The 17,767-nt window shown below is 70.3% G+C and carries 13 protein-coding genes; 10 read left to right on the top strand and 3 right to left on the bottom strand.

Annotated features, from left to right (window positions below; translation table 11 throughout):
• Window positions 1-222: 222 nt before the first annotated feature.
• Window positions 223-1,614 carry a GH1 family beta-glucosidase gene (locus ABD289_RS15575; RefSeq protein WP_344132386.1) on the bottom strand — a complete coding sequence of 464 codons (1,392 nt, stop codon included), beginning with the start codon at window positions 1,612-1,614 and terminating at the stop codon, window positions 223-225.
• 21 nt (window positions 1,615-1,635) lie between these two features.
• Window positions 1,636-2,583: an aldo/keto reductase gene (locus tag ABD289_RS15570; protein ID WP_344132383.1), complete on the bottom strand. Its 948-nt coding sequence runs from the start codon at window positions 2,581-2,583 to the stop codon at window positions 1,636-1,638.
• A 349-nt stretch (window positions 2,584-2,932) separates the two neighbouring features.
• Between ABD289_RS15570 and ABD289_RS15565 the strand changes: the two genes are divergently transcribed.
• The 4 genes from ABD289_RS15565 to ABD289_RS15550 all read left to right on the top strand — a co-directional run bounded on the left by ABD289_RS15565 (window position 2,933) and on the right by ABD289_RS15550 (window position 8,013).
• Window positions 2,933-4,204 carry an ROK family protein gene (locus ABD289_RS15565; protein ID WP_344132380.1) on the top strand — a complete coding sequence of 424 codons (1,272 nt, stop codon included), beginning with the start codon at window positions 2,933-2,935 and terminating at the stop codon, window positions 4,202-4,204.
• A 65-nt stretch (window positions 4,205-4,269) separates the two neighbouring features.
• The gene (gene xylA, locus ABD289_RS15560; RefSeq protein WP_344132377.1) at window positions 4,270-5,430 is read left to right on the top strand and encodes a xylose isomerase; all 1,161 of its coding nucleotides are present in this window, start codon (window positions 4,270-4,272) and stop codon (window positions 5,428-5,430) included.
• Between the two features lie 147 nt (window positions 5,431-5,577).
• Complete coding sequence (gene xylB / locus ABD289_RS15555) at window positions 5,578-6,987, top strand: xylulokinase (RefSeq protein ID WP_344132374.1); 1,410 nt, start codon at window positions 5,578-5,580, stop codon at window positions 6,985-6,987.
• Window positions 6,988-7,113: 126 nt separating this feature from the next.
• On the top strand, window positions 7,114-8,013 hold the full coding sequence (locus ABD289_RS15550) for a hypothetical protein (RefSeq protein ID WP_344132371.1): 900 nt from the start codon (window positions 7,114-7,116) through the stop codon (window positions 8,011-8,013).
• Window positions 8,014-8,241: 228 nt separating this feature from the next.
• Here ABD289_RS15550 and ABD289_RS15545 read toward each other — a convergent pair whose 3' ends face one another.
• A complete protein-coding gene (locus ABD289_RS15545) occupies window positions 8,242-9,474 on the bottom strand; it encodes an MFS transporter (protein ID WP_344132368.1) in 1,233 nt (410 codons plus the stop codon).
• Between the two features lie 220 nt (window positions 9,475-9,694).
• Here ABD289_RS15545 and ABD289_RS15540 point away from each other — a divergent pair, with 220 nt between their 5' ends.
• From ABD289_RS15540 to ABD289_RS15515, 6 genes are all read left to right on the top strand, one after another.
• Window positions 9,695-10,534, top strand: coding sequence for a potassium channel family protein (locus ABD289_RS15540; RefSeq protein ID WP_344132365.1), 840 nt, complete (start codon window positions 9,695-9,697; stop codon window positions 10,532-10,534).
• A 657-nt stretch (window positions 10,535-11,191) separates the two neighbouring features.
• Window positions 11,192-12,286, top strand: coding sequence for an endo-1,4-beta-xylanase (locus ABD289_RS15535; RefSeq protein ID WP_344132362.1), 1,095 nt, complete (start codon window positions 11,192-11,194; stop codon window positions 12,284-12,286).
• A 189-nt stretch (window positions 12,287-12,475) separates the two neighbouring features.
• Window positions 12,476-13,828: a sigma-70 family RNA polymerase sigma factor gene (locus ABD289_RS15530; protein WP_344132359.1), complete on the top strand. Its 1,353-nt coding sequence runs from the start codon at window positions 12,476-12,478 to the stop codon at window positions 13,826-13,828.
• A gap of 680 nt (window positions 13,829-14,508) precedes the next feature.
• Window positions 14,509-15,864 (top strand): Gfo/Idh/MocA family oxidoreductase, encoded by a 1,356-nt coding sequence (locus ABD289_RS15525; RefSeq protein ID WP_344132356.1) that lies wholly within the window; start codon window positions 14,509-14,511, stop codon window positions 15,862-15,864.
• Window positions 15,848-16,786: a carbohydrate ABC transporter permease gene (locus ABD289_RS15520; RefSeq protein WP_344132353.1), complete on the top strand. Its 939-nt coding sequence runs from the start codon at window positions 15,848-15,850 to the stop codon at window positions 16,784-16,786. Before ABD289_RS15525 ends, ABD289_RS15520 begins: the two co-directional genes overlap by 17 nt.
• On the top strand, window positions 16,776-17,669 hold the full coding sequence (locus tag ABD289_RS15515; protein ID WP_344132350.1) for a carbohydrate ABC transporter permease: 894 nt from the start codon (window positions 16,776-16,778) through the stop codon (window positions 17,667-17,669). The genes ABD289_RS15520 and ABD289_RS15515 overlap by 11 nt, the downstream gene beginning before the upstream one ends.
• Window positions 17,670-17,767 lie beyond the last annotated feature (98 nt).

The raw sequence follows: 17,767 nt of genomic DNA, 5'->3' as shown, positions 1-17,767 counted from the left end.
TCACCTAAGCGGCGTAAGCATCCAGCGACTCGCCACGAATCGGACGCCTTTCTGCTACAGGACGCGAAGGCGCGTCGCCCGGAGCTTCGTCAGATCCGGGCGACGCGCCGCAACAGCGCTCTCGGCAACCGAGAGCACGCGCCTCGCGGGATGGACGCCGGTTCCGGTCGAGGAGATGTTTCCGTTCGCTGCTCGCGTGGCGGTGCGGGCGGCGGACGGCTGCTAGTCGGGCTCGACCGCGTTCGCCGCCGCAGCAGCGCGGAACCAGTGGCCGCTGTCCTTGACGGTGCGCCGCTGCGTCTCGTAATCGCAGTGGACCAGGCCGAACCGCTTCGAGTAGCCCAGCGCCCACTCGAAGTTGTCCAGCAAGGACCACACGAAGTACCCGCGCAGATCGACGCCGTCGGCGATGGCTCGATGCGCGGTCCGGAAGTGCCGCTGGAGGTAGTCGACCCGGTCGGCGTCGTGCACCCCGCCGTCCTCGTCCACCTCGTCCGGGCAGGCCATGCCGTTCTCCGTGACGTAGAGCGGGATCGGGCCGTAGTCGCGCTGCAGGCGCCTCAGCACCTCGCCGAGGCCCGCCGGGTCGATCTCCCAGCCCATCTCGGTCGTCGGCCACCCGCGGCTGACCGAGATCATGTCCGAGCTCCCCGGCCACGGGCTCGGCTCATCGCCCGGCTGCCAGACCCGTTGCTGCTCGCCGACCGAGAGCACGTGGCGGAAGTAGTAGTTGACGCCGAGGAAGTCCAGCGGCTGGTTGATCGTCTTCTCGTCGCCGTCCTGGATGTGCGCGAGGTCGGTGACCGGCCGGACGTCGTCGAGCAGATCGTCCGGGTAGCGTCCGCGCAGCAGCGGATCGAGCCACTGCCGGTTCATCAGCCCGTCGATGCGCCGCGCCAGGTCCTCGTCGGCCGCGCTGTCGGTGGCAGGATCGACCGGGAACAGGTTGAGCGTGATGCCGTAATCGGCGTCCGGATCGCTCCTGCGCATCTCGGCGACGGCGAGCCCGTGGCCGAGCATCAGGTGGTGCGCCGCGCGCAGCGCCGCGGGGTGGTCCTGCCTGCCCGGCGCGTGCCGCCCTTCGGCGTAGCCCAGGAACGCCGAGCACCACGGCTCGTTCAGGGTCGTCCAGTGCCGGATGCGGTCGGACAGCGCGGAGTGGACCTTCGTGGCGTAGTCGGCGAAGCGGTACGCGATGTCGCGCTCCGGCCAGCCGCCCTGCTCCTCCAGCACCTGCGGGAGGTCCCAGTGGTAGAGCGTCACCCAGGGTGTGATCCCGTTGGTGAGCAGTTCGTCGACCAGCCTGGAGTAGAAGTCCAGGCCCGCCGGGTTGAGCTGCCCGCTGCCGTCCGGCTGCAGGCGCGGCCAGGCCATCGAGAACCGGTAGTGCGTGACCCCGAGGTCGGCCATCAGCGCCACGTCCTCGGGATAGCGGTGGAAGTGGTCGCAGGCCACGTCCCCGTTCTGCCCTTCGAACACGTTTCCTTCGGTGTGGGAGAAGCGGTCCCAGATCGATTCACCCCGACCGCCCTCGAACGCGCCGCCCTCGATCTGGTAGCTCGCCGTGGCCACGCCCCACGCGAATCCGTCCGGGAACCGCATCGACTCGCCCATTCACTTCCTTTCGGGTTGTGCTCACCACTGCCAGCACTCGGGTGGTGCGGCCAGCGGCAATAGCTCCGCCCAGAGTTCCTCCGGGACGGGGTGTTCGGCCAACCGGATGGTTTCGGCCACGCGTTCCGGGCGGGAGGTCCCGACGATCGTCGAAGCGATCCTGCTGTCGCGCACCGAGAACTGCAGCGCCGCCGCCGCGAGCGGAACCTCGTGGCGCTCGCACGCCTCGTGCATCCTGCGCGCGCGGTCCAGGATCTCCTCGTCGGCCTCCCGGTAGGCGTACTTGCCGGATTCGCCCGGTCCTCTGGCGAGCATCCCGCCGCCGAAGACCGCTCCGTTGAGCACCGCCACGCCGCGTTCGACCGCCTCGTCGACGAGGTCGTCGGCGCTGCGGTCCAGCAGGCTCCAGCGGTTGTGCGTGAGCAGCACCTCGAAGGGGGCCTCCCGCAAGAACCTCGACATCAGCCCCACCGGGCCACCGGCCAGGCCGATGTGGTCGGCGATCCCCTCGGCTCGAAGCTCGAAGAGGGCTTCCACGGCACCGCCCGGTGCCATGGCCTCCTCGAAGGAGATGTGCTCGGGATCGTGCAGGTGCAGCAGCGGGACCCGGTCCACGCCGAGCCGCTCGAGGCTCTCCTCGGCCGAACGGCGCACGCGGTCACCGGAGAAGTTCCCCTCCGCGTCTCGATCCACTTTGGTCGCCAGCACGAAATCATCCGGTGGCCCGCCGATTTCGGCCAGCGCAGCACCGATGCGCCGCTCGCTTCCGCCGTCGGCGTAGATGTTCGCGGTGTCCAGGAAGTTGATGCCGCTGTCGAGCACCGCGCGCACGGTGGCGATCCCGCGCTCGGCGGGGGTTCGGTAGCCGAACTGCTGCGGCATGCTTCCCAGCGGAGCACCACCCGCGCACAGCGGGGCGACCGCGAGGCCGGTGCCGCCGAGCGGGCGGCGGGACAACATCGAGCTCATCGGGAGCTCCCCATCCTCGACGGCAGTGGTGCGGGTCGACGATCGACGCGGATCGTCGCCCGCGGGTCGATCGCGGTGGTGCGGGCACCGGCCGATGATCACGTGGCGGGACCGATGCTGCCGCCCCGCGCGCACCTGGGCAACGAGGCATCGGCGATGCGAATCCCCCCTATCCGCCTTGCCCGAAGCGTCCGGACATTCGTAAACAAGTTCAACTAATAGGGTCGTGACGTTGTGCCGCGCGCCACTAGTAATGCGGCCGCGCACGGACCTCGCACCGCATCGACCCACTCTTGCGCACCCCATCCCGAGGTATTAGTTTGTCGACTGAACTTATTGGGAGGTGAACGTGGCCGACCGGGGACACGCGGACGCCGGGCGACTCGGCGGCCCATCGGGCGTCGACCAGACCGCCGTGCGGCGGGCCAACCTGGCGCGCGTGCTCGACGAGGTGCGCCGCGGTGAGGTGGTCTCGCGAGCCGAGATCGCCGCGCGGAGCGGGCTGACCAAGGCCACCGTCTCGAGCCTGGCCGGCGAGCTCATCGACCGCGGCCTGATCCGCGAGACCGGGCTGCGCCGCGAAGGCGCGGTCGGCCGACCAGGTCGCTCGCTCGAGCTCGACGGCAGCGGGATCACCGCGCTCGGGCTCGAGATCAACTCCAAGTACCTCGCCGCGCGCGGCACCGATCTCGCCGGCCGGGTCATCGTGGAGCGCCGCCTCGGTTTCGACGCGATGCACACCCGCCCCGAGGACACCCTCGACCGGCTGGCCGGACTGGCTCGCGAGGCCATCGCCGAGCTGTCCGACCAGGGCAGTGCGCACTCCTTCCTCGCGGGCATCGCCGTGGCCGTGCCCGGTCTCGTCGACGCCGACACCGGCCGCGTCCGCTACGCCCCCAACCTGGAGTGGCACGGGGTGGCGGTCACCGAGTCGCTGCGCGACCGGCTGGGCAACGACGTGCCGATCGCGGTGGACAACGAGGCCAACCTCTCCGCGCTGGCCGAGCTGCACGCGATGGAGAAACCGGCGGCCGATCTCGTCTACCTGACCGGCGAGGTCGGCGTGGGCGCCGGACTGATCACCGGGGGCCGCTTGCTGCGCGGTTCGAGCGGGTTCTCCGGCGAGGTCGGGCACGTTCCGGTGGACCTGGACGGCGGGTTGTGCGGCTGCGGGAGGCGCGGCTGCCTGGAGACCAAGATCGGACTGCCCGCGGTGCTGCGCGCCGCCGCACCCGATCTGATCGCCGCCGATGCCGACCCGCAGGACCAGGCGCACGCGCTGCGACGTCGCGCCGAGGACGGCGGGCCGGAGGCGCTGGCCGGCTTCGACGAGATCGGCAGATGGCTGGGCATCGGAGCCTCGATGCTGGTCAACCTGCTCAACCCGGAGGCCGTCGTGCTGGGCGGCTACCTGGGCACGGTAGCTCCGTACGTGGTGCCCTCGGCGATGCGGCAGCTGCGCGAACGCGCGGTGGCCGGGGATGCGGCGACCTGCCGGATCACCGCATCGGCCTTCGGCTTCTCCGCCGCGGTTCGGGGTGCCGCCAGCATCGTGGTCGAAGAGGTCTTCACCGACCCGCTGCGCATCCCCTCCGGCGACGAGCCCTCCACCGCCGACTGAAATCCCGTCGGCACGAACGGTTCCGAACGATCCCCGTGGGAACACGACGAAGTGAAAGGAAAGTCATGACCGACTTCACCCCGAAGCGCGAGGACAAGTTCTCCTTCGGTCTGTGGACCGTGGGCTGGCTCGGACGCGACCCGTTCGGCGAGGCCACCCGCAGCCCGCTCGACCCGGTCGAGGCCGTCAAGCGGCTCTCCGATCTGGGTGCTTGGGGCGTCACCTTCCACGACGACGACCTCATCCCGTTCGGCTCCAGCGCCACCGAGCGCGAGTCGATCGTCAGCCGCTTCCGCGGTGCGCTCGACGAGACCGGCATGACGGTCCCGATGGTCACCACCAACCTGTTCGCCCACCCGGTGTTCAAGGACGGCGCGATGACCGCCAACGACCGCGACGTCCGCCGGTTCGCGCTGCGCAAGGTGCTGCGCAACGTCGAGCTGGCCGCCGACCTGGGCGCCAAGACCTTCGTCGCATGGGGCGGTCGCGAGGGCGCCGAGTCCGGTGCTGCCAAGGACGTGCGGGCCGCGCTGGACCGCTACCGCGAGGGCATCGACACGGTGTGCTCGTTCATCAAGGAGCGCGGCTACGACCTGAAGCTGGCCCTGGAGCCCAAGCCGAACGAGCCCCGCGGCGACATCTTGCTGCCGACCGTCGGCCACGCGCTGTCGTTCATCAACGAGCTCGAGCACTCCGAGATGGTCGGCGTGAACCCGGAGACCGGCCACGAGCAGATGGCCGGGCTGAACTTCGCGCACGGCATCGCGCAGGCGATGTGGGCGAACAAGCTCTTCCACATCGACCTCAACGGCCAGAACGGCATCAAGTACGACCAGGACCTGCGCTTCGGCGCCGGCGATCTGCGCAACGCGTTCTTCCTGGTCGACCTGCTGGAGACCGGTGGTTATCAGGGTCCGCGGCACTTCGACTTCAAGCCGCCGCGCACCGAGGACTACGACGGCGTCTGGGCCTCGGCCGCGGGCTGCATGCGCAACTACCTGATCCTCAAGGAGCGGGCCGCGTCCTTCCGCGCCGACCCGCGGGTCCAGGAGGCCTTGAAGGCATCCCGCCTGCACGAGCTGTCCACCCCGACCCTGGGCTCGGGCGAGTCGGTCTCCGACCTGCTGGCCGAGGACGGGTTCGACGTGGACGCCGCCGCGGCCCGCGGAATGCACTTCGAGCGCCTCGACCAGCTGGCCATGGACCACCTGCTGGGCGTCTCCTGAGCCGACCCGGTCCGATCCCCGCGGCTGGGTCCGATCGAGCACAATCGGAGCCAGCCACGATCGAATCCGGCGTTGGCACGCCGCAAATCCCCGGCCCGGGCGGCTGCGCAGTCGCCCGGGCCGCGCGAGCATGAAGGATGATCCGCAATGCTGGTGCTAGGCATCGACTCGTCGACCCAGTCCACCAAGGCGCTGGTCGTCGACGCCGACAACGGCGCCGTGGTCGCCGAGGCCAAGGCGTCGCACCCGGAGGGCACCGAGGTGAATCCGGCCGCCTGGTGGGAGGCCGCTCAGAGCGCCATCGCCGAAGCCGTCGAACGGGCGCCCGGCCGCATCGAGGCGGTCTCGGTGGGCGGCCAGCAGCACGGCATGGTCGCACTGGACTCGTCCGGGGAACCGGTCCGCGACGCCCTGCTGTGGAACGACACCCGCTCCGCGCCGCAGGCCGACGAGCTCATCGAGCGGCACGGCGCCGAGCAGCTGGCCTCGCGCACCGGACTCGTTCCGGTCGCCAGCTTCACCATCACCAAGCTCGCCTGGCTGACCCAGAACGAGCCGCACAACGCCGACCGCGTGGAACAGGTGCTGCTGCCGCACGACTGGCTCGGCTGGCAGCTGGCCGGACGCCCGGAGCAGGCCTGGACCGACCACGGTGACGCCTCCGGAACCGGCTACTACTCCCCCGCCACCGGCGAGTGGATCCCGGAGCTGCTCGCCGAGGCGATGGGCGGGCGCACCCCGAAACTGCCGAAACTCCTGGCCCCCAACGCCAAGGCCGCGGAAGCGACGCTGCCCGGCATCGAGGGCGCCACGATCGGCGCGGGCACCGGCGACAACATGGCCGCCGCGCTCGGTTTGGGCCTCAAGCCGGGTGACGTGGTGGTCTCGCTGGGGACCTCGGGTGCGGTCTTCGCGCCCGCCGAGCAGCCCAGCGCGGACCCGAGCGGCATCGTCGCGGGCTTCTGCGACGCCACCGGCCGCTACCTGCCGCTGGTGTGCACGCTCAACGCCGCGCGCGTGCTCAGCTCCACCGCGCAGATGCTCGAGACCGACCTCGAGGGCCTGTCCGAACTCGCGCTCGCCGCCGAGCCGGGCGCGGCCGGGCTGAGCCTGCTTCCCTACCTGGAAGGCGAACGCACGCCCAACCTTCCGGACGCCACCGGCACGCTGACCGGGCTCAGCGGCGCGAACATGACGCCGCAGAACCTGGCCCGCGCCGCGGTGGAGGGAATGCTCTGCGGCATGGCCGACGCCATCGACGCGATCCGCGACACCGGCGCCGAGGTCCGCCGCGTCCTGCTGATCGGCGGCGCCGCGCGTTCGGAAGCCGTGCAGGCCATCGCCCCGGGGCTCTTCGGCGTCGACGTGGACATCCCGGATCCGGCGGAGTACGTGGCCCTCGGCGCGGCCAAGCAGGCGGCGTGGGCGCACTCCGGTTCGGCTGCCCCACCGGAGTGGGAGGTCGCGGGCACCCGCAAGGCGGTCGGCGCGGACACCAGCCACGAAGTGGTACGCACCGCCTACACCCTGGCCCGCAAGCAGGTCCACGGCATCTGATCGAGCCGGTGGTGACGCGAGAGCGGTTCTCGCAGGAGCCTCCCTCGCGTCACCGCGTGTTGGGCTCATCGGGGGATTCGGGCGAATCCTCCGGTCGTGGTGATCTTCGGCTGCGAGACTGGTCGGGTGGCCGCACATCCGCTTCGCCAGGTCCTCGGAGTGCGCGGGCCGTTGCTCGGCGGACCCGCGCTGCTCGTGCGGTGCTGGTGGCTGGTCCCGGTGGCGCTGTCGCTCGTGGCGCCCTTCCAGCTCGCCGCGTGGTCGGTGACCTGCCACCTCGGTTCCTGCGCCGAGTCGCTCTCCGTGATCGAGCTGCTCCGGGTTCCCGATTCGCTGGTCGGCAAGATCAGCGCCCACGTGTACCGCGGTGTCATCCAGGCCCCGCCGCTGATCCTGATCGTCGCCGCCACCTCCGCCGCGCTGACCGCGGCCGCCGCGCACCGGCCGTCCGGCCCGCGCCTCGCCTGGCGCCGCGTCATCGAGCGCGCTCGCCCGCTGAGTGCGCTGATCGCGCTCGCCGTGGCCATCCCGGTGATCGCCCTGCTGGTGCCGGTCCTGCTGTGGCGCGCGATCTTCGGGCCGCTCTCGGAGAACCTGGCCACGAGCAGCCCCGACGTCATCGCGATCAGCGCGCTGCTGCTCGTCATGCTCGGCGGTGCACTGGCCGCCTTCGCCGCGACGATCGCGACGCTGGTCTCGGCCGTGCCCGTCCTATTGGAGCGGTGCTCGGCCCCGATGGCCCTGCGGCGGACCCTGTCGCTGGCGCTCAAGCGGGTGTTCCCAACGCTCGGAACCGTGCTGCTGGTGATGGTGCTGACGGAGTTCGTCGACGTGGCCGTGGACGTGCTCTGGACCGCGGCGAGCCTCGAAGCACTGCCCTCGTGGCTCAGCGCCGCGCTCAACACCGGCCTCAGCGATGCCATCTCGCTGCCCCTGACGGCGGCGATGTACTACGTGCGCTACATCGACCTGCGGACCCGCGAGGGATTCGCTCGCGGCGACCTCGTGCGCCTGGCGCGTCGGTGACGAGGGCCGCTCCCGGTACCGCACCGGGAGCGGCCCTCGTTCGCACCGCCCAAGGGGCCCTTTCGGCGCGCGGCGGTAGCCGCACGCGGTGCGGCCGCACGCCGCGGGTACTCGGACTTCGTCGGACGAGGAGAGCCGCAGCGCCGCGCTTCGAGGTGCTCGAGTCGCGGACGGCGTCCGAGATTCCGCCACCCGCAGCGCAACGCGCACCGCGCACTGATTCATCCCCTAATCCCGCGCGGGTTCCGCGGTCTTGCCGGCGAAGGTGATCGCGACCAGCGCCACGAGCGCCACCGCGGCGAAGGCGTAGAAGCCCCACGGGTAGGCCAGCCCCGCGCTCAGCAGCGCGCCCCCGAGCAGCGGTCCGGAGATCGCACCGAGCCGGCCGATCCCGCTCGAGGCGCCCAGCGCGGTCGCGCGGGCCTGCGCCGGGTAGTGGTGGCTGACGTAGGCGTAGACCACGACCTGGCTGCTGAACACGAAAACGCCTGCCAGCAGCACGCTCACGTACACGCCGAAGCCCGGCAGCTTGACGCTGAGCAGTGCCAGGAACACCGCGGCCGCGCCGAACCAGATCAGCACGCAGTTGCGCACGCCGATCCGGTCCGAGACCCGCCCGGCCAGCAGCAACCCCAGCACCGCGCCGACGTTGAGCGTGAGCAGCAGCGCCAGCGCCGCGCCGAGCTCGTAACCGGCCTCGCGCATGATCTCCGGCAACCAGGTGTTGAGGCCGTAGACCAGCAGCAGACCCATGAACGAGGTCACCCAGAACGCGAGCGACGAGCGAAGGTAGCCGCCGCGCACCAAGGTCGACAGCGGATTGCCCCGGGCGGCGCGCTGTTCCGGCGTGATCGGCATGGACTCCGGCAACCGCTTGGCCAGCAGGGGAACCAGCACCACCGCGGGCAGCGCGCCGATGACGAACATGGCGCGCCAGCTCAGCGCCGGGATCACCACGATGCCCAGCAACGCGGTCAGCACCGCTCCGGCGTGATACCCGGTCATCAGGGTCGTGGTCGCGCTACCGCCCGCGGTCCGCTTCGCCTCGTTGACCATCGCGATGGACACCGGCAGCACACCCCCGAGCCCCAGTCCCGCGAGGAAGCGCAGCACGCCGAAGACCAGCGGACCGGTCGCCACCGCGCACAGCAGGGTCAGCACCGAGAACATCGTGACGGTTCCGATCATCATGGTGCGGCGGCCGAACCGGTCGGTCAGCGGGCCCACCCCGAGGGCGCCGATCATCACGCCCACCAGACCTGCCGAGGAGATCACCGAGGCGGTGGCCGGATCGAGCCCCCAGCTCGGGTCGTCGAGGAGCTCGGGCAGGACCACGCCGAGCACCACCAGGTCGTAACCTTCCAGCGCCACGACGGCCCAGCACAGCGCGGCCACCCAGCCCGCCGATCTCGCGGCCGGGGGTTCCGGGCCGGTGGACGAGTGCTCTGACGCCGTTGTCATCCGCGTTCACCTCTTCGCGCTCGGTGTTCATCGATGGCGCGCATCATGCGGCCACGCGGGCAGTTGCCGACCAGCGATGGTTTCCGCCCAGCGGGAGCCAATGCGGCTTCGTGACCTGCCGGACCCGACACCCCCGGCCCGGGCGTTCCGGTGATTCCCGACACGTCGGCCGGGCCCTTGCCCGCACGCGCGCGCAAGGCGGAAGGCATGATGGGTCGCCGTGGGACACCGACCTGATGCCGCTCCGCCCGAGCCCGTGACCGCCGAGGCCGCCGAGGCACGCGCGGAACCGGGGCTGTACCGGTGGGAGCGACGCACCGAATGGCCGATGGTGACCCTGTCCGTGCTCTTCCTGGCGCTCTACGCGTGGAACGTGCTGCAGCCGGACATGCCCGACTCGCTGAACCGGGCCATCTCCACGGGCATGTGGGTCACCTGGGTCGCGTTCGCCATCGACTACGTCGTCAAGTTCGCGCTCGCGCGCGAGCGTGGCCGGTTCTTCGTCCGGCACCTGTTCGACCTGGCCGTGCTGGTGCTGCCGCTGTTGCGCCAGCTGCGCGTGCTGCGCGTGGTCATGGTGCTGCTGATGCTCAACCGCAAGTCCCAGGGCCAGGTGCGCGGTCGCGTCGTGCTCTACGTCTCCGGCGCGGTGGCGCTGCTCGGCTTCAGCGCCGCGCTGGCCGTCCTGGAGGTCGAGCGCCGCGCCCCGGACTCGACGATCAAGACCTTCGGCGACGCGGTGTGGTGGACGATGACCACGATCACCACCGTGGGCTACGGCGACTACTCCCCCGTCACCGACCGGGGCAAGTTCATCGCGGCCGGTCTGATGATCGCAGGCATCGCCATGCTCGGTGTGGTGACCGGTTCCATCGCCTCCTGGTTCGTCGACCGCTTCGGCGGCATCGAGCGACAGCTGGAGCAGACCAGCTCGGACTCCCGGCGCCTGGACGACGACAGCGAGGCGCTGCGCGCGGAGATCGGCGTGCTTCGCGAGGAGATCGCCAGCCTGCGCCAGGAGCTCACCGCGAGCAAGGCCGAGACCCGCGGCCACGACTGACCCGCGCCGTCCGCTCGCCCGGCCCGCGGGTCAGGACGGCGCACCGGCCGGGAGCGCGAATCGCCGGCTCCCGCGCGACCGCGGGACGAGCCGGTCCACCGCCGCCACCGCGGCCCGCGAGCGGTCACCCCCGCACCTGTGGCCGCGCAGCACGTGCCGTAGGGCTGCGATCCAGCACACCGGCTCCGGACTCTTCCGGACGTGTCGCCCCAACAGGCGGAGCACCGAGTCGCCCCCGCTGCCGTCGCAGCACCCCGAGCAATGCGGGCGGCCTGTTGGGGCCCGTGACGTCCTCGAATGTCAGCGCCACCGTTCCGCCCGTCGTCCGGGCGGACGACGATCTCCGATGCGGTCGCGGCGGGGCTGGTCGTGCCGGGATCACCAGGTCCGCGATCGAAGAACGAACCGGAACTCGACGCGCCAGCCTCCGCCGACTCGGGCACCTGGACCCCGCAACTTTTCAGAAAGCAAAACTAGAGACCTGCCGGTCAGCTTTCCACATCGTCGCGCTGCACCCAAAGTGCGATCTGCGCGAAAGCTTTCGGGGTACTCCGATCGTCCTGCGAGCCTTGACTCCTCACGTGCAGCGGCAATAGCCTTCTGACTCATCCGAGGAACGAAACTTTCCGAAATGTTCGGCAAACCTGGGAGTCAGCGATGAAGCCGATTCGCCTTGCCACCACCGCCGCCATGGCGCTGACCGTGTTCGCCGGCCCCGCCGCCCACGCCACACCGCCCGCACAAGCCGACACGTTGCGCGACGCCGCCCCCGGCGGGCTGGCGATCGGATCCGCCGTCGCCGGCGGCGGGCATCACGAGGACGCGCAGTACCCGGACCCGTTCACCTCCGACCAGCCCTACCGCGATGTGCTCTCCAGCGAGTTCAGCTCGCTGTCGCCGGAGAACCAGATGAAGTGGGAGTACATCCACCCGCAGCGGGACACCTACGACTTCGAGGCCGCCGACCGGATCGTCGATTTCGCCGAACGGAACGTGCAGGAGGTGCGCGGGCACACCCTGCTGTGGCACAGCCAGAACCCGGACTGGCTGGAGAACGGCGACTTCACCCCCGAACAGCTGCGCGACATCCTGCACGAGCACATCAGCACGGTCGTGGGCCGCTACGCGGGCCGGATCGAGCAGTGGGACGTGGCCAACGAGATCTTCGACGGCAACGGGCAGCTGCGCACCCAGGACAACATCTGGATCCGCGAGCTCGGGCCCGGCATCATCGCCGACGCCTTCCGCTGGGCGCACGAGGCCGACCCGAGCGCGAAGCTGTTCTTCAACGACTACGGCGTGGAAGCGATCAACGCCAAGAGCGACGCCTACTACGAGCTGACCCGGCAGCTGCGGGCCGAAGGCGTTCCGGTGGAGGGCTTCTCCGCGCAGGCCCACCTCAACCTCGAGGACGGGTTCCCGGCGGACCTGACCCGGAACCTGCAGCGCTTCGCGGACCTGGGCCTGGAGACCGCGATCACCGAACTGGACGTGCGGCTGACGCCGCCCGAGAGCGGGACGCCCACCGAGGAACAGCTGGCGGAGCAGGCCGACTACTACGCCCGCACGTTGCAGGCCTGCCTGCGAGTGCGGACCTGCCACTCGTTCACCGTCTGGGGATTGCCGGACAAGTACTCCTGGGTGCCGAGCACCTTCCCGGAGCAGGGTGCGGCCACGATCATGTGGGACGACTTCACCCGCAAGCCCGCGTACCACTCGCTGCTGGACACCCTCGCGGCTGCCCGCAGCTGACCTCCGCGCTTCAACCGCGCCGCGTCGACACGAGCGGTGCGGTCGAAGCATTTTCGACCGCATTTCCGCCGTTTCATCGCACCGCGATCCCGCACCGCTCACGAAACCACAACAGAACAATTCGATACGATACGTTCTCGAAGTATTCGCGGTAGCAGTGTCGGGGACCGAATACAGGGGGCGACATCGATGGCGGCATTACCCACGGACTCGGAGTCCCAGGAACGCGGCGACGCCGAACTGATCGAAGCCGTGCGCGAAGGTGACACCGCCGCCTACGGCGTGCTCTACGAGCGGCACATCGCCGCCGCCTACAACATGGCGCGGCAGGTCGCCAGCTCCACCACCGAGGCCGACGACCTCGTCTCGGAGGCCTTCGCCAAGGTGCTGGACCTGCTGCGCGCGCAGAAGGGCCCCACCAGCGCCTTCCGCGCCTACGTGCTGACCGCGGTGCGCCACGCCGCCTACGACCGCACCCGCAAGCAGCGGAAGGTGCAGTACTCCGAGGATCTGGAAACGGTCCCGAACATCGACATCTCGCAGCCGTTCAAGGACACCGCGGTCGAGGGAGAGGACCGGTCGCTGGTCGCTGCGGCCTTCGCCGAACTTCCGGAGCGCTGGCAGACCGTGCTCTGGCACGTCGAGATCGAGGGCGAAGCCCCGTCCCGGGTCGCGCCGCTGCTCGGGATGACGGCCAACGGCGTCTCCGCACTGGCCTACCGCGCCCGCGAGGGCCTCAAGCAGGCCTACCTGCAGATGCACCTCGGCAAGCTCACCGCCGGGCAGGAACGATGCCGCGCCACCGTCGAACGGCTGGGCGCCTGGACCCGCAGCGGATTGGCCAAGCGGGAAACCTCGCAGGTCGAGGGGCATCTGGACGACTGCGACCAGTGTCGCGCGCTGGCCGCGGAGCTCGCCGAGATCAACGGAGCGCTCCGCGTGTTCATCGCTCCTCTGGTGCTGGGCGGCGGCGCCACCGGTTACCTGGCCACCGCGGGCACCACCACCGTCGGAGGCACGGCCGCGGGCGGAGTCCTCGGCGCCATCGGCGGACCGAAGCGGGCCGCGCTGACCGGAGCCGCGGCGGCGGCCATGTTCGCCGCGCTGGCCTTCGCGATGACCTCCGGCGAGCAGGAGATCCCCCCGGTCGCCGAGGCCGAGGACCAAGCCCCGTCACCCGCGCAGCCGCCCGCCGCACCACCACCAGCCCCTCCCGCAGCACCGCCTGCGGCACCGCCCGCGGCACCCCCTCAGGCCCCCGCGCCGGAGCAGCCGGCCGCACCGCCGAGCCCGCCCGCTTCGGAGCCCGCGCCGCCGATCCCGCTGCCCATCCCGCCGGAGACGCAGGTCCTCGACAGCGAGGCCCGGACCGGCGTCGACCTGCTCGGCGTCGGCGTGGACGCGCGGCCGCACCTGCGCATCGACCGCGACGGCATCGAAGCGGGCGCGGAGCTCGAGCTCAGCCCGGACGGCGAACTGCTCAAGATCGACGAGCCGCGCGGAAACCTCGACGTCCTGGAAAATCCGATCGTGGAGAACTGACGCGCCTTCGGAGGTGCCCGCGGCACCTCCGAAAACGGAGCGCGAAGCATCGTTCGGACGCGCCCCGTCGCGCCCGAACGCGCTCGAATCCGCCCGCCGAACGCGCGGCAGGCGATGAACCGCCGCGCGGCCGAAGCACTTCTCGCGGACCAGTTCGGCGGCGCGGAACACCGCGAACTCGCGGTGCGCGAATCCCGGGACACCTTCCCCCGGGCGAAGAACGGGTCGCTCGAACGCGAACCGCCGCCGCCCGCCGGACTGGGCCGAATCGGGGCTCGCTCTCGGCGGCTCCGTTCGCGTCAGCGAGCCGCGCCGACCGGGCGCGCGCAGTGCGCCGGTGATCCGAGCACCTGCAACGACGGAGTCTGGGACATCCCGGCTCTAGTCAGGGCAGGCACTCGGCTGCAAGAATCGGAAAGCGCTCTCCAAGCTCCCGACAGGTACGCCGAAGAACACCTACCTCCACGACGGACCCGACCGCCGGGTCGGCAATCTGCCGGCCCGCGCCCGGGAACGGTGCACCATCCGGCCGCCGTCGCCCTGCCCGGGCGACGGACGGGATGACGTTGCCACCGTGCCGCCCGGGCCTTGCTCGCCACGACGGCCGGAGGCGGTGCGCGGCGAAGGTTTCGCCCCCACACCCGAACGACCGGTTCCCTCCCAGAAACGGTGGTGATTTGATGCTCCGACGGTACGGGGTGGTGGGCACCGGAGCCCGCGCCCAGATGTACATCCGCGCGATGCTCGGCGAGCACGCTGACGTCGCCGACCTCGTCGCATGGTGCGAACCGAACCCCGGCCGGATGGACCACGCGGATCGGCTGGTCGCCGAGCTGGGCGGATTCACCCCCTCACGGCACGCACCCGCGGACCTGGAGCGGATGATCGAGGCCGAGGCGCTGGATTCGGTCGTGATCACCGGACCCGATCACAGCCATGCCGACGCGGTCGCCCGCGCGCTGCGCGCAGGCGCCGACGTCGTGGTCGAGAAGCCGCTGACCACCACCGCCGACGGGTGCCGGGAGATCGCCGAGGCGGTCGCCGAGACCGGCCGAACCCCGGTGCTGACGTTCAACTACCGCTATTCGCCCCGAAACTCGGCGCTCAAGCGGATCATCGCGGACGGCCGGGTCGGTGCGGTGACCTCGGTGCACTTCGAGTGGGCGCTGGACACCATGCACGGCGCCGACTACTTCCGCCGGTGGCATCGCGACAAGACCAATTCCGGCGGCCTCGCGATCCACAAGGCCAGTCATCACTTCGACCTGCTCAACTGGTGGCTCGGCGACACCCCGGACCGGGTGTTCGCCGACGGCGGCCTGCGCTTCTACGGCGCGGAGAACGCGCGTGCGCGCGGGCTGGGCGCTCGCCCCGAGCGCGGCACCGTCGACCCGCCGAGCACCGATCCGTTCGCGCTGGACCTGCGCCGCGATCCGATGCTGCGCTCGCTGTACCACGACGCCGAGTGCTACGACGGATATCGCCGCGACCAGGACGTCTTCGGCTCCGGCATCACCATCGAGGACAACATCTCCGCGCTGATCGGCTATCGGGGCGGCGCGACGGTGACCTACTCGCTGAACGCGCACAGCCCGTGGGAGGGCTACCGGGTCACCGTCAACGGCACGCGGGGGCGAGCCGAGCTCGAGGTCGTCGAACGGGCCGCGGTGCTGCCCGGTCCGGACGGCCGGATCGTGCTCGACGCGGGCGCCGAGCACGACGACACCACCGGCACCGCCCGCGCGCCGGGCACGCGGCTGCTGCTGCAGCGGCACTGGGAGCACGCCGAAGAGGTGCCGATCGAGATGGGCGCGGGCAGCCACGGCGGCGGGGACGCGCTGTTGCTCGACGACGTCTTCCGGGGCGCCGCACCGGATCCGCTGGGGCGCCGGTCCGGGCACCGCGACGGCATGGCTTCGGTCGCGGTGGGCCTGGCGGTGAACCGGTCGATGGAGACCGGCGCGGCCGTGCGCGTCGACGAGCTCGGATTGCCCGAACTCGCCCCCGCGGGGAGGTCTCATGTCGGTGCTGAGTGAACTGGCGACGCTGCGCCGATCCAGATCCGCCCGCGGTACCAGCCCCGCCGAGCGCGGCGACGGCAAGGCGGCCGCGCTGTTCCTGACGCCTTGGTTCCTCGGTCTGGCGCTGATCACGGTCGGCCCGGTGCTGGCCTCGCTGTACCTCTCGTTCACCGACTACAGCCTGCTGGCCGCACCGGAGTGGACCGGGCTGGACAACTACGTCGAGATGTTCGGCGACGAACGGCTGCTGACCTCCCTGCGCGTGACGTTCACCTACGTGTTCGTGTCCGTGCCGGTGCAGCTGGCGGCCGCCCTGGCGCTGGCGCTGTTCCTCGATCGCGGGTTGCGCGGCCTGGCCTTCTACCGATCGGCGTTCTACCTGCCGTCGCTGCTGGGCTCCAGCGTGGCGATCGCGATCCTGTGGCGGCAGATCTTCGGCAACGGCGGGCTGGTCAACCAGGTGCTGGGCTGGTTCGGCATCGAGGGCGTCGGCTGGATCAGCCACCCGGACTACGCGCTGGGAACGCTGGTGATCCTCAACGTGTGGACCTTTGGCTCGCCGATGCTGATCTTCCTCGCCGGGTTGCGGCAGATCCCGCAGCACTACTACGAAGCCGCGGCCATCGATGGCGCGAACAAGCTCCGGCAGTTCTGGAGCGTCACGCTACCGCTGCTGACGCCGATCATCTTCTTCAACCTGGTGCTGCAGATCATCCACGCCTTCCAGTCGTTCACCCAGGCGTTCGTGGTCAGTGGCGGCACGGGCGGCCCGGTCGACGCGACGCTGTTCTACACGCTCTACCTCTACGAGCAGGGCTTCACGAACCTGAACATGGGCTACGCCTCGGCGCTGGCCTGGCTGCTGCTGGTGATCATCGCAGCGTTCACCGCGATCAACTTCTCCCTCGCCAAGTTCTGGGTGTTCTATGACGACTGAGGCGCCGACCAAGCCACCCACCACCGACGTCCCGCCGGTCCCCGCCGCCTCCGCGCGATTGCGGCTTCGCCGGATCATCAAGCACCTCGCGCTGATCGCGGCGGCGCTGGTGATGCTGTACCCGCTGCTGTGGATGATCGCCAGCTCGTTCAAGCCGAACGCGCTGATCTTCCGCGACCCGTCGCTGATCCCGACGCAGCTGGACCTGTCCAACTACCCCGGCGGCTGGGTCGCGCTGGCGCACCCGTTCAGCCACTACCTGCTGAACTCGGCGATCATCGTGATCGGCTCGGTGCTGGGCAACCTCATCTCCTGCTCGATGGCCGCGTACGCGTTCGCGCGGTTGAACTTCCGCAGCAAGAGGCTGTGGTTCGCCATCATGCTGATGTCGATCATGCTGCCGATCCACGCGGTGATCGTGCCGCAGTACGTGCTGTTCTCGAACCTGGGATGGATCAACACGTTCCTGCCGCTGATCGTGCCGAAACTGCTGGCGACCGACGCGTTCTTCATCTTCCTGATGGTGCAGTTCTTCCGCGGCATCCCGGCCGAGCTCACCGAGGCCGCCAAGATCGACGGTGCCGGGCACTTCCGGATCTACTGGCGGATCATGCTGCCGCTGTCGCTTCCCGCGCTGGCCACCGCGACGATCTTCACGTTCATCTGGACCTGGAACGACTTCTTCAGCCAGCTGATCTTCCTGACCGATCCGGAGATGTACACGGTTCCGGTGGCACTGCGCACCTTCGTGGACTCGACCGCCGAGAGCTCCTGGGGCTCGCTGTTCGCGATGTCGGTGGTGTCGTTGCTCCCGATCTTCCTGCTGTTCCTGTTCGGCCAGAAGTACATCGTGAAGGGAATCGCGACCACCGGGTTGAAGTAGCCGCCGCGGGGTTCCTCCAGGCTGCGGAACCCCGCGGCGGCAGTCGGAGGAATCCCGGTGAACCTCGCAAACCGCCTTCTCCAGCGCATGTTCGGGTT

Source organism: Saccharopolyspora halophila, from assembly GCF_039531955.1.
In the GTDB taxonomy this organism is placed as follows: Bacteria; Actinomycetota; Actinomycetes; order Mycobacteriales; family Pseudonocardiaceae; genus Saccharopolyspora; species Saccharopolyspora halophila.
The sequence above is the reverse complement of the archived record's forward strand: the minus strand, read 5'-3'. Positions and strand labels throughout refer to the sequence as shown.